This is a genomic window from Legionella nagasakiensis (genome assembly GCF_900639915.1).
GTDB lineage: Bacteria > Pseudomonadota > Gammaproteobacteria > Legionellales > Legionellaceae > Legionella_A > Legionella_A nagasakiensis.
In genome coordinates, this window is sequence record NZ_CAAAID010000016.1 from 1 (window position 1) to 12,056 (window position 12,056).

A 12,056-nucleotide genomic window follows, 5' to 3' on the forward strand; every position below is an offset into this window, starting at 1 on the left:
GAATGCATGACCCTCATCTGCTTCATGCTCTTTTATCCAACGACTAAGCACATTCGGATTAAGCGACAAACTGCGAGCTGCTTCCGCCCGACTGTAGCCTTGATCTTTTACAAGGCTAATTGCATCAAGCTTAAATTCTTGTGAAAATTTTCTTCTAATTGTCATATCTTTTACTCCAGTTAAGTTTATTATCTCTTAACTGGTGTGTCCGAATCCATTAAACCACATCAATGTTTCTGAAGTGAGTCATGATTTGGTTAGGTTATACTTAGACCGCGACCGCTTAACGGCCAGCGGAGTATGGTCGCATGTAAAAGATGATATAGTTGTGAATGATGATGGTTATGTCATATTTTGGTAATGCACATCAGGTGATACGAGGAATTGGGCTAGTCAATTCGACTAAAAGGTATGCCTGAACATTTAGCGATGAAAATGTTTTCTGTTGCTGTTTCTTCCAACAGGACAGATTATGTCGTGACTAACGACCATTCTCAGCACTGCACTGATGATACAAAGAAAATTTGTGCCATCAGATGGTTTGTTGAGCAATTTCATCGCGAAATAAAACAGCTTACCGGAATTGATAAATGCCAATGTAGAAAGCAACGAATACAGCGAAACCACATTGCATCCGCTATTCATGTTTGGGTTAGTTTGAAAAAATTGGCATACAAAACAGGCCAAACTGTTTATTAGATCAAGAAAAATTTGCTCAAAAATTATCTGGTATATCAGTTACGAAATCCATCCGTTGTTATGAGTTTTGCGTAAGTCCTGATTTAGCATGCTCAATGATTTGGGTGAAATTATAAATATGATTAAAAAGTGGTCTTCAATTGAGGACATGCCCTAATGTAAGAGAAACATTAAAGCCAATCCAAATGATTTTCACCGCGGCACTACTGCACCCCATTATTTTGAATTAATCAAAAATATGAAGATTTAACGCTTCCTGCGCCAGATTATTTTCTGGCGCCTTTTTTATACAAAAGTGCATGGCCTTGGTGAAGCATAGCCAGTAGATAATTTATATTATTACCTTGCTGTGCCTGATTTGAGGAATCCAGGAAGCATAAAATCGAATTCCCCAGCCTTATAATACTGGGTCAAAGCAGCCCCAAGCCGCACCCCACCGTCACCCATCCCTGACCACTGACCAGCCCCTCCTGAGACCTCAGATAAACTATTTTTATCTAATGGTGTATGCTTACCTTTAGAAATAAGCTGCAGCGGGATAGTTTTGGGAGGTAAGTTTACTAATTCGGACTCATCTGAAATCATTTTAAAGTCAAAACCCTTCTTTAATCGTCCCCCTGCAGCAAAAAATACTTCATTAAAGTCCTTAATTTCATGATTCATTAGTGCAAGAGCCTTATTAAGGGCCACATCAAAGTCTTCCTTTGTCATATCCGTTATATCTGAAATTTTATAGTCAACCATACTTCTCTCCAAAAAATAAAGATATTTTGTATAAATATAGTAGATATTCAGCTGGCTTGCTGCGTTCTATGTCCAACATTGCCTAACCAGAAAATTTTAGGGTGTTACCTCATAACAGATCTAACTCAACCCTAAAGAAAAGATTTTTGCAAAGAAAATAACCACACAATAACAGTCATATTCCTGAACATGCTATAATTAACCTAATGATCTAACATGAGGGTTGGATATGCTACGCTCGGAAACTCATCGCACAGACTCGCACAACCTCAATTGTTTTGCTTACCTACGTCAAATCGTGCTTAATACACCAGACGAGATTAAGCCGCTATTTAAGGATAAAGCAATTCAACGTTTTTTCCGTAATCCAGAACCTTATGATCCAACGATATCCTATGCTAATTTATATACACGATTTCTAACCCATCTTGAATCTCAAATTGAAAAAAAACCAGGCTCACTCCTTGATGCATTTGTAGCAAAGGATGCCACTCATGGAGCAGAAAAATATCGACGATGGATTAATGCAATTTATCAAAATAGAAATAATATCTTACCAGATACCTATGAGCGATTTAGAGGTGCCTTAGCGACACGAAGATTGGTGGATTCCAGGCCGGAAGAACGAGTTCGCACCGCACTCGAAACCTCCACGATGTCTCAAGCGTCTCACGAACACACCCCTAAAGCGGCAGGCAGTTACTTGGGAAGGCTCAGGGCGACAACCTCTGATACCTTCAAGCCCATGCTAACTACGAGCATTCCTTCTACTCGAGATTATCAATATACTTTACTGTCAAGAGCAGCAGATGAGAGCTATCCGCAAGAATTAAGATTTGGAACACAAGGTCAACGTCATGACAACAAACCACGAGTCTCACCTTTATTCAAAGAATGGTTACGCCAAACACAACCTGAGGATGATAAAAAAATTTCACATGTTTATTTTAATTTATTAGGCTATGACCGAAGCCGCTATGAAGGGCTTAAAGAACGCGAGCTAAGTTTGGCATTGCATGAACTTGAAAAAGAACATCCTAACATCGTTGTCATTACCTTACCGGCTGACAAAGGGTTGATGGATCAAGATGCGTTTAAGCACACACAAAAAAACCCTGAATTAACCACCGAAGCAGCATTCGCCGAGATGATGGACATTGCAAATGGCGAGAGCTCGCGTCCAATTAAAGATTTTGTCATTAGCCCCAAAGCCAAACAATTATTATATGGAGAAGCAGCAGGCCAACCTTATGACAAAGCCAAAGAAGCGGAAGTTCTTGCCCGATTATTACACAATAGCTTTCGAGCAATGAGTCTAGATATCAATAATAAAACGTCCTTAAGTCCCGCCCAACAACAAGCTGTTTGGTTTCATTTTACCAAATATGAGATGCCGCAGTATGTTTTAACGACATTAAAACCCGACACCTGGAACGCCTCTTGCAAAGATGCCATCGACCGGGGAGGCGTTGCTTCGGCCTACCTGAATCTTATCCGTTCATTTAAATCGCTCAGCCCAATGCCCCGAGATGAATTTGAGCAGGCCCTGCATGCTGCGGCCGCATTAGTCAAAGGCCGTGGTTTAAACCATCACTATGAAATCATTTGGAATGCCATTGATAAATACGTCGATGCTAATTTTGCTAGCTTATCTGCCAACCCCGATAAAGCATGGCTGATTCACTGGCGCAATGATAACACCCCTCATGTCATTGCACGCATGCACTCAAACTTTGATAAGGTTCTCAAACAAAATGCAATACTATTGCAGCAAAAATTAGATGAACTGAGTGTTTTACCACAACCTCATGAGCCTTTTACCACCAAGCATATAGAAGCCATTAGAAAAGCTCAGGGCATATTAGCATCCGTTCAAGACCAATTATTTGATGCGGAGGGCAACCCTAAGGCAAGCAGCGGCAAACGGTTATTGCTGGAAGTCGTTTCACATACGACACAAATGGCATTATCTCCCAATACCCCGCCAGCAAAAGACTTAAGCGTGGTGCTGTCCGAATTGGGTGAAAATCCAACGTTAGGAAAAATTCGTGGGGGATTCAAAGTATTTGTTGGCTTCATAGCTTCCTTTACCGACTGGGGTAAAAAATTAATGCAAAAAGGATTCGATACGCTTGAACGATACAGTGAAGACAATCTAGAACGCCGTTCTGAGATAGAAGCCAAATTTAAAGATATGAAAGCAGAATTAGAGCACGCAAAAACACCAGTCGATGAGGAATCCCCTGGCTTCATGCCACACTGATATATAAATTTCATACTCGTTAATGACTTTATTTAATATATTTTATGCTTTAAAGCCCTCTAGGATAAACTTATTATATCCGCGGAATAATATTTAAGCGTTCTGAAAAATCTTCATCCAAAGATTTATCATATTCAATCATTTCAACCGTTTTTTCCCTGACGTATTCAATACAACGCTTAAAACGCTCGTCCGGATAATGATTGAGAATGTAATCATAAGCAGCAGCACTGCCCTCGGGCGTTGAATATCGACTTGATATAGCGGGTGCGGCAAACATGCCGATACCGTATTCCTCAAGAGAAGCAGGCAAATATCGATGGCGGCAAATTTGTTGAGTATAGTTTATCTGCTCAGCTAACTCATGGTGCAAAAACATTCCTCGCAGTGAAACACTCGGCTGCACTTCAACGTCTGCATCTTCTGCTTTAAGAATATCATGCAAAATTTTTTGTTTAGCCACCCGTTTCACCAGATGATCCTGTCCATCTGCGATAAACCGCAAGTCAACTACTAACTGTGCTGCGTGAAGTGCGCCTTCACACACAAAAAAATCTTCTAAACAAACTGCTCCCCCCTGAGCAGGCCAAGCATCCACAACCAACAACTTCTTAGCACCAGGCCCCATTAAAGAAATAATACGCTCGCTTCCAAGGTCGCCTATTACAACAAACGTATGAGGAAAGTCACGCCCGCGCATTCGCATGCCACAAATATTAATCGGCGTTCCAATAGGTAATATGGCACGCAACAACGTTGCCAACACAAAAGCATGCTGATCACAATTTCCAGTTAAACTTAATACAGCGCAGGCCGCATTTCTTGCCACGTAATTCTTATGAGCATTTTTAGGTTCATAAGCAGGAATATGATAAAAAAATGTTTGACGTAAACCCACCTCGAATAACTTTTGCCATCCTTCATCATCTCGCTTTGCTGATGTTTCTTCTCTTACACCATGATCAGTTCGGCTTAAATATAACCAGTTCGTTCGATACTTTCCAGCCTCCCATGAGCGTCCACGACTGGTTAAAACATCATCCAGGTTATTTTCCGCCCCCAAAGCAAGCAAGGCTTTTGTAAGATGAGCTGCTGCATCGCATAATGCGATTAGGCCAGGGTTTTCTCCTGAACTTAAAACATCCTCTCGCGGCCGTTTTCTTTCTGGTGCGTCTTCTTCAAGAAAACGCTTTATATCTCGTTCATTGCTGGACATATTAGCTGTTTTTTGGCAATTAATTTTCAAACAGTGTAATATTAAATCATACATTAATATAGTTTATAAAGAACTTAATGGCCAAGTTCTAAAGATAAACAAGGAAAATATTATATGTTTACTAGAATGATCATCCATGTAGCACTTATATGCAGCCTATTAGGCATCAATTTATCAGCTCACACCGCTCTCGCTGAGGAATCTACTGCCTCTGCCGCCAATAACTACGTGACATTGAAAGTCATAGAGCAGTTTATTGTTGTAAACGATAAGAAAAAGAAAGTCTATAACATCATTCAACCGGATGGTTCAGAGGGAATAAAAGCAAAAAAAGGTCAATTTTTTAATATTCTTCTTAAAAATGAAACTCCGAAGGATATTTCTATTCATTGGCACGGCCTTATATTGCCAAACAATCAAGACGGTGTTCCTTACGTTACTCAGTTACCTCTTAAACCAGGAGAGATAAGGCCCTATCACTTTAAACTTATACAGTCTGGAACTTACTGGATGCACTCTCATCTTTCTCTTGATGAGCAAGATCTTATGACCGCCCCGCTCATCATTACCGATCCCACCACGCCATCCCCTGCGGACAAAGAAGTTGTGCTGATGTTTCAGGATTTTACGTTTAAAAACCCCGAAGAAGTGTTGGCTGAATTAAAAAAGCCTAAAATGAATGACATGAAAAACACACCAATGACGATGGATAGCAAACCAGATATCAGTGATGTGAAATATGATGCTTTTCTTACCAATCGTCGTACGTTACAAAATCCGGAGATTGTCATGGTTAATCCAGGGCAAAAAATCCGATTACGCTTGATTAATGGTGCTGCAGCCACCAATTTTTGGGTTGATACTGGCCAATTAAAAGGAACAATAATCGCTGCGGATGGTGCGGATACAAAACCACTTGCAAGCACTCTGTTTCAAATTGCCATTGGACAGCGATTAGATGTTATTGTCACCATTCCAGAGGCAGGGGGAGTCTTTCCTATCTTAGGAAAACCTGAAGGCACGAACCAACAAACCGGACTTCTTCTTGCAACGCCTTCTGCAACCATTCCGCAATTAAGTGAAACGGCTTCAGTCACCATGCCCGCCTTAAACAATGGACAAGAGATGAAACTGCATGCCATGCACCCCCTTCCTCCAAAACCGGTCACTAGAACATTAAATTATCAATTAGGCGGAAATATGCAGAATTATGTTTGGACGCTTAATCATGAAATATGGCCATTAATAAAACCATTGACCATCTCGCAAGGGGATCGAGTCGAGTTGGTTTTCACCAATAATACCGGCATGGCACACCCCATGCATTATCACGGCCATGTATTCCAGGTAACTGAAATCAATGGAAAACCACTTGCAAATGGCCCATTACGCGATTCTATTTTGGTATTGCCACACCAGACAGTAAAGGTTCAATACGATGCGGATAATCCTGGAATCTGGATTATGCATTGTCATGTTCTTTATCATTTAATAACCGGCATGGCCACCACTATAAATTATAAAAATTATCCTCAACCAAGTTACTATAAGAACCTGTTGCAAGGAAAAATTAAAGAATAATCCAATGTATTTTAATTGTTTCAATCGCTGAAACTCTTATAAATCTTCTTTTTAATCAACTGCCTATCCTGTAGTTATTTCTCATAATCATATCGAAAACCTACCCTGATTCATTCTTACCCGCCATAATGACAAAATAAAACACAAGTTACTTGCTATTTTCTCAGAATATCGAGTAATCTGTAATTGGTTCACCACGTATAAGGAGATCTAAAATGGATGGAAAAGATAAGCGTTATACGAGACCACGTAAAAGACCTGCCCCCTCAAGCGCTGAACGTTCAACCACTTCTGGTTCTTCAGCAGCTGAGCATTCACTGGCTTCTAGCTCCACCCACGCCGCCTCACCTTCTCACCGCACTTCATCAGCCACAGCACCAGGTTTCTTTAATTCAGCGTCACCAAAGGTGCAAATCAGTTTTGATCAGCCTTCTCTTATTTTATTGATGGGCATATTGCAGGAACTAAGAACCCGAAATGAAATTGAGCTGGCAAAAATAAAGATTGAGGAAGCTCAAAGACAAATGGAAATAGAAGCTGCACGCGAGGAATTGGAAGCTGCGCAAAAAGCGCAAAAAGAGGACGAAGAACGATTTAACAATGAAATAAGACCTAGGATGTATGCATAAATCCATTCGAGCCTTTAATTATCCATTAAAGGCTCAGTTTTGTTTCTTCGCCCATTAAACGCAATCCCTACCAAAGGACATCAACCCAAATCATGCCATGCAAAAAAAATCACTCCGCCTATTGACCAACCATCATGAAACCTCTATTTTAACCCATCCATGCCATCTGCTATGCTTTTGATGACCCTCGGTAGGCTTTCTCATCGCTAAATATAAGGAGCATGTTCTCTATGAGGTCAAAAAACTTTCCTGCTTTAATTTTAGGATGCGGCGTTGCCTTAAGCGGTTTTTTTATTGCAAAAGGGTTAATTGACTCCAGAGAGTACAGCCGTTTTGTTCAAGTCAAAGGATTGGCCGAACGTGTTGTAAAATCCGATGAAGCCATATGGACATTAAATATTAAGCTGGTTAGCAATGAGCTCCCGGCTCTCTATCAGGCTATCGACGAAGCACAAAGTAAAACACAGCAATTTTTAAGTAAACAAGGCTTTAAAGACAGTGAAATCAGTACCAATCCAGTTGCTGTAACTGATAACCAAAGTGTTTCATACAATCAAAATCAGGATATGCCACGCTACAGTGCTGATACAGGACTAACCGTCACTACCGCCAATGTGGATAAGGTAGCGGCTACGGTACAAAAAACAGGTGATCTTGTCCAGCAAGGGATTGTCGTCACAGCGTCTAATGTAATATATCGTTTCAATGACTTGAATGCGATTAAACCAGAAATGCTGGATGACGCCACGCAAAGTGCCTATGAAGCAGCAAAAAGCTTTGCCAGCAATGCCAAAGCTTCCTTAGGCTATATCCGCCTTGCTAAGCAAGGGCTGTTTACCATTGCTGATGCCAACTCCAACTACGATAGCGGCAACGCCATTATGAAAAAAGTGCGAGTAGTCACAACGGTTGAATATCAATTGAAATAGACATGAAACAATTTTTTATGTTATGAACGTCGAATTAATATAATAAAACACCTGAAGGGTTATCAAATCCCGTCCCCTTGGAATCCCGGCATGCACTTAAAGTGCCGTCCGTTAAATCAACTAAGCAAATAAATACTTTATGCAATAAAGAATTGGGAACATAGGCGCGCGTTCCTTCATCATTAAATCCAATGTTTCCAAACCCATCAAAGCGCCCATCCGTTCTCTCGCAACTACTCAAAGTCCCCAAATTAGCATCCACTCGACAACGAATAACCCGATTATTGTTATTATTGGTAATGTATGCAAAACGCCCTGAAGGACTTATAGTAATCCCTTCAGGTCCATTAAATAAATTATCACCATTCGTAGTGATGCATACAGGACTCAGCGTCGCCCCAACAGTATTGCAAACAGAAACCGAATTACCAGTAAAGTTTGATATATAAGCTAATGTTCCAGTAGCATTAAGCGTCATATCTGATGGCGTGGCAAAATCTGGGCGCACAGCGACATTACACGGCACTTGCAATTCACCTGTTGCCCCATTAACTTGACAAATAGACACACTATGATCGGCGGCATTCGAAATATAAGCCAACGTTCCGGCGGGATTAAGAACAATTCCATCTGGTCTATTGAAAGGACCATTGTTTATGGTTCTGCAATTACTTAATGCCGCCGTTGTACTATTAATATTGCAATATGAAACTGTATTGTTACCAATATTGGCTACATATAAAGTAGCTCCATCAGGATTGACTGCAATCGCTTCAGGATTGCCAAACCCATTAAACCCACTTGCTGTGATCGCACAATCTTCCAATGAGCCATCAGCTGGATTAACCTGGCAAAGAGAAATACTATTACCCTGCCAATTGGTTATATAAGCATGCTGCCCTGCAGGAACCGAAGAAATTGCCAAACCATCATTTTGGCTTGGTTGAGAACAAAGAAATGGATCCGGACTTGGATTATTTGGTCCTTGAGTTTTACAGACCTCAGGCCCGCCATCAATGCGTGCTGGAATCTGATTGCCGTTGATCTGCAACGTCAGCAAACAATATTGTCCGGAAACCAGCGTGAACGGGTTTGAACAATAACCATTTCCACTCGTAATTTGCTTTACACCAGTGATTGATTTTATGGTTAACGTGCGAGTGATGTTTGTCTTATTGGTAACCACATACTGCACCGTCTTAATAAAGTTGATTGGCAATAAAAAAGCCGTTTGCGTCGTTGGAATGATGGTAAATTTAGGCTGTGTCTCCGCATACGCTCCATTTCCCAAGCAGAGTATGCACAATGCCAGTAATATATTCCTAACGTATCTTCCATTCATTTCTTAACCTTAGGTAACATAAATTATGGTAAATTGCAGTTGCTGAACGTGCAGATGACTGAGTTTCAATCCTTCATTGAGCGACTGATATGGCGCGCGGGCCAAATTATTGCGACCCCAATCAGCAAACTCATAACCAATCCCTGCTTGCCAGTGAGGCGACAATGATTTTTGTATGCCGGCTCCAAGGGTATAACTAAATGTTGCCTTAGTGTTGTCTCTAAAATTTGGTGCAGGAACTTCTTCGAAAATTTTAGGGGTAATAAAAAAATCATGGGCACGATTAAAACCAACACCAAGGCTGCCACTGATATAAGGTTGAAGAAAACGTTCTGCAAACCCAATAATCCGACCTTTAAATGCAACTCCAACATGATTGATTTTGTAATTATACGTAAAGTTATTAAAATCCGGATTGGCATCCTCCCAAATATCGCCGGACAGACCAGCATTTCCTGTGGCATTAATGGCCAGTCCAAATTGTCCAATAAAATTAGAATTCAGATTTTTCTGCAGCCCTAAAAACAATTCTCCTGTAGCAAAGGAACTAGAGTCTTTATTAGCTGTATACGTTTTTTCAATATCAGGTTGCAAAAAAAACGTTTGGGTTTCGCCACCATTTGCCCAAGACGGGGCAACACTAAGGCCAATGATTGGCTTCCAATTATTTTGGACCACTTCTGTGCTTATTGTACCCGCCTTGACATGAATAGAGGGCAAGACACAGCACAAAGCCATTATTTTGCTGATGTTCTTCATTGTGCGTTTAACCCATCATTTTCAGTTTGAAATCAAGATAAGGCCCATTTAAACTTAAAGTACTTTGTCTCGTATCTGTTGATTGAATAGCCATGGTTCCCGTTGCAAACTCAGGCGTTGCAACATGATCTCCTACTTGCACTAATGTTGCAGGACCAACATTGGATATGGCGTTAATATAACTGGCCACACGATAACCTAACTCAACGGTGAGGTTAGATAAAGTCTTGGAAGACCATTGATAAGCCAGTCCCAACTTCGCATCAAAAGCAGGGACAACCTGAGTCATGGTAGGAGCATCTACCCATTGCTTACTGACCGGAATTCCAACTTCCGTTAAACGTCTTGAAGTTGAGGTAAAATGATCACTGGAACGAATGGTTCCAACCGTTAACATACCCTGGGCTTGAGTGACTACACTGAATCCATGTTTCATGTGATAGCGTGCCTGTAGACCAAAATCAGGCCCAGCACCAAGGTATTTGGAAGTGTTTTTTGTTTGAAATGAATACGTAGGATCTGGTGCCAAGCCATAAGTGACCGACGTTGGCAATGCGCCAGGAAAATCACTGAATGTGGTAGTGACGGTTTGATTAAGATTAAGAATATTAATTCCACTAAATAGCCTGGCTTGCAAGGTCCCCTCATCAAAGGTAAATAATCGCCCTATCTGCAACGCAATATTATCAAAATCAATCTTCACTGTACTGCTCGCATGTTTAATGCCGAAAACAGCAGGCCCTACGTCATAAGGAGGTGCAACGAATTCAACATTTACAAGACTGACAGCTGGATCCGCTTGCTTGGACGCTGAAGTAGAGGTATTTAAATGTAACCAATCAATTGATGCATTATAAGGAGAGTTATAAAGGGAATAATCAGCACCAAGCTCGAATGCAGGTGCATAAGGAGGGTTTAGGACCTGATAAGCCCAATCCTGACTATAGGGCTGAGTATTAAAAACAAACACTGAATATTTTAAATCGTTATTAGTCGGTTGTAGATATAACAGTGACGCGTGTACATCCACTTTTCCCTTTTCAGATAGGGGGATAGCTTTTTCGCTGGACTTTGCAAAAGAACTTGAAGAACTGAAACCTAAAAAAAGACTCACTAAACAGAAAGATAACGCTCGATACTTCATAAATCTTGATCTCCTATCAAAGCAGGAACATTCCACTGTGGTACTCATCGATTCAACAATCAGGCGTTTTTAAAAACGCAAATTGCGTCGGCGATAATACTAATTCATTTAATACGGATTTAGCAAAAAATTTTTTAAAGTCTGGTAAATTGGATTTTTAGTATCTTACTTCAGCAGCCGTAGGGTTCATAAGGGAAAACATGACACAGCTTTATACACCAGAAGAAATGCTTCTTCTTCGCCGCCAGCAATAGGCTAAGACATTGTTTTTATAGCATGTTCTTTTATAAGGGATTTATCATGTTTGGAAGGCAAAAAAAGAATAGATTATAGAGGAAATTCTTGCTGCAGTTCTTAGGTTTAAGTGGATGTCTCTTGTTGTATTTTAGGCTTCTTAACTTAGATTAAGCTTGCACACCATACTAACAATCTGACTTCCTATACTAGGCTTGTTAGCTGAGCAAGAATTTCACTCTATGGTTATTATATTACGCCAAAGACGATTGGAGAACAAGACGCTCATGGACGTTAAAGTGTTAAATTTTCGAAAAATCAAAAAGCAGTTATTTGTACACCAATATAGGTTCTGGACAAATCATTGACAGTCCAACCATACCTATGACATTATTATTTAGCATTAACTATTTTTATGCATTCACTTTGAGAGAATAATGTTGTTAAAGGACATGGTTTTTTTCCGCACATTCCTTCTAGGCACCCTCCTTCTCCGCTGATGGCGGAGTATATCTA

10 protein-coding genes and 1 pseudogene are annotated in these 12,056 nt (G+C 40.5%); 5 read left to right on the plus strand and 6 right to left on the minus strand.

Annotated features, from left to right (window positions below; genetic code table 11):
* Window positions 1-165, minus strand: a 165-nt coding sequence (locus E1O52_RS11420) for a transposase (protein WP_133126957.1), incomplete at its 3' end; no start/stop codon positions are given.
* A gap of 64 nt (window positions 166-229) precedes the next feature.
* Here E1O52_RS11420 and E1O52_RS11425 point away from each other — a divergent pair.
* Window positions 230-774: pseudogene (locus tag E1O52_RS11425) on the plus strand (IS701 family transposase); the annotation flags it as partial.
* A 264-nt stretch (window positions 775-1,038) separates the two neighbouring features.
* Here E1O52_RS11425 and E1O52_RS11430 read toward each other — a convergent pair.
* Window positions 1,039-1,443: a hypothetical protein gene (locus E1O52_RS11430; RefSeq protein WP_133128843.1), complete on the minus strand. Its 405-nt coding sequence runs from the start codon at window positions 1,441-1,443 to the stop codon at window positions 1,039-1,041.
* 229 nt (window positions 1,444-1,672) lie between these two features.
* Between E1O52_RS11430 and E1O52_RS11435 the strand changes: the two genes are divergently transcribed.
* Window positions 1,673-3,706: a hypothetical protein gene (locus E1O52_RS11435; protein ID WP_133128844.1), complete on the plus strand. Its 2,034-nt coding sequence runs from the start codon at window positions 1,673-1,675 to the stop codon at window positions 3,704-3,706.
* Window positions 3,707-3,779: 73 nt separating this feature from the next.
* Here the strand turns inward: E1O52_RS11435 and E1O52_RS11440 are convergent, their stop codons facing one another.
* On the minus strand, window positions 3,780-4,922 hold the full coding sequence (locus tag E1O52_RS11440; protein ID WP_133128845.1) for a hypothetical protein: 1,143 nt from the start codon (window positions 4,920-4,922) through the stop codon (window positions 3,780-3,782).
* 114 nt (window positions 4,923-5,036) lie between these two features.
* Between E1O52_RS11440 and E1O52_RS11445 the strand changes: the two genes are divergently transcribed.
* The 3 genes from E1O52_RS11445 to E1O52_RS11455 all read left to right on the plus strand — a co-directional run bounded on the left by E1O52_RS11445 (window position 5,037) and on the right by E1O52_RS11455 (window position 8,061).
* Window positions 5,037-6,503: a multicopper oxidase family protein gene (locus tag E1O52_RS11445; protein ID WP_133128846.1), complete on the plus strand. Its 1,467-nt coding sequence runs from the start codon at window positions 5,037-5,039 to the stop codon at window positions 6,501-6,503.
* A gap of 215 nt (window positions 6,504-6,718) precedes the next feature.
* Window positions 6,719-7,132, plus strand: coding sequence for a hypothetical protein (locus E1O52_RS11450; RefSeq protein WP_133128847.1), 414 nt, complete (start codon window positions 6,719-6,721; stop codon window positions 7,130-7,132).
* A gap of 230 nt (window positions 7,133-7,362) precedes the next feature.
* Window positions 7,363-8,061: an SIMPL domain-containing protein gene (locus tag E1O52_RS11455; protein WP_165474804.1), complete on the plus strand. Its 699-nt coding sequence runs from the start codon at window positions 7,363-7,365 to the stop codon at window positions 8,059-8,061.
* Between the two features lie 34 nt (window positions 8,062-8,095).
* On the opposite strand, the gene E1O52_RS11460 is transcribed toward E1O52_RS11455, so the two are convergent.
* Genes E1O52_RS11460 through E1O52_RS11470 form a run of 3 tightly spaced genes read right to left on the minus strand, consistent with a single transcriptional unit; the run spans window position 8,096 to window position 11,306 of the window.
* On the minus strand, window positions 8,096-9,403 hold the full coding sequence (locus tag E1O52_RS11460; RefSeq protein ID WP_133128849.1) for a lactonase family protein: 1,308 nt from the start codon (window positions 9,401-9,403) through the stop codon (window positions 8,096-8,098).
* Between the two features lie 9 nt (window positions 9,404-9,412).
* Window positions 9,413-10,162, minus strand: coding sequence for an outer membrane protein (locus tag E1O52_RS11465; RefSeq protein WP_133128850.1), 750 nt, complete (start codon window positions 10,160-10,162; stop codon window positions 9,413-9,415).
* A 7-nt stretch (window positions 10,163-10,169) separates the two neighbouring features.
* A complete protein-coding gene (locus E1O52_RS11470) occupies window positions 10,170-11,306 on the minus strand; it encodes an Lpg1974 family pore-forming outer membrane protein (protein ID WP_165474806.1) in 1,137 nt (378 codons plus the stop codon).
* Window positions 11,307-12,056 lie beyond the last annotated feature (750 nt).

What these genes read in the sequence shown, in the direction of transcription:
- E1O52_RS11460 (WP_133128849.1), bottom strand. Translation starts at nt 9,403, where the DNA reads ATGAATGGAAGATACGTTAGGAATATATTACTGGCATTGTGCATACTC.
- E1O52_RS11430 (WP_133128843.1), bottom strand. Translation starts at nt 1,443, where the DNA reads ATGGTTGACTATAAAATTTCAGATATAACGGATATGACAAAGGAAGAC.
- E1O52_RS11440 (WP_133128845.1), bottom strand. Translation starts at nt 4,922, where the DNA reads ATGTCCAGCAATGAACGAGATATAAAGCGTTTTCTTGAAGAAGACGCA.
- E1O52_RS11435 (WP_133128844.1), top strand. Translation starts at nt 1,673, where the DNA reads ATGCTACGCTCGGAAACTCATCGCACAGACTCGCACAACCTCAATTGT.
- E1O52_RS11455 (WP_165474804.1), top strand. Translation starts at nt 7,363, where the DNA reads ATGAGGTCAAAAAACTTTCCTGCTTTAATTTTAGGATGCGGCGTTGCC.
- E1O52_RS11465 (WP_133128850.1), bottom strand. Translation starts at nt 10,162, where the DNA reads ATGAAGAACATCAGCAAAATAATGGCTTTGTGCTGTGTCTTGCCCTCT.
- E1O52_RS11450 (WP_133128847.1), top strand. Translation starts at nt 6,719, where the DNA reads ATGGATGGAAAAGATAAGCGTTATACGAGACCACGTAAAAGACCTGCC.
- E1O52_RS11470 (WP_165474806.1), bottom strand. Translation starts at nt 11,306, where the DNA reads ATGAAGTATCGAGCGTTATCTTTCTGTTTAGTGAGTCTTTTTTTAGGT.
- E1O52_RS11445 (WP_133128846.1), top strand. Translation starts at nt 5,037, where the DNA reads ATGTTTACTAGAATGATCATCCATGTAGCACTTATATGCAGCCTATTA.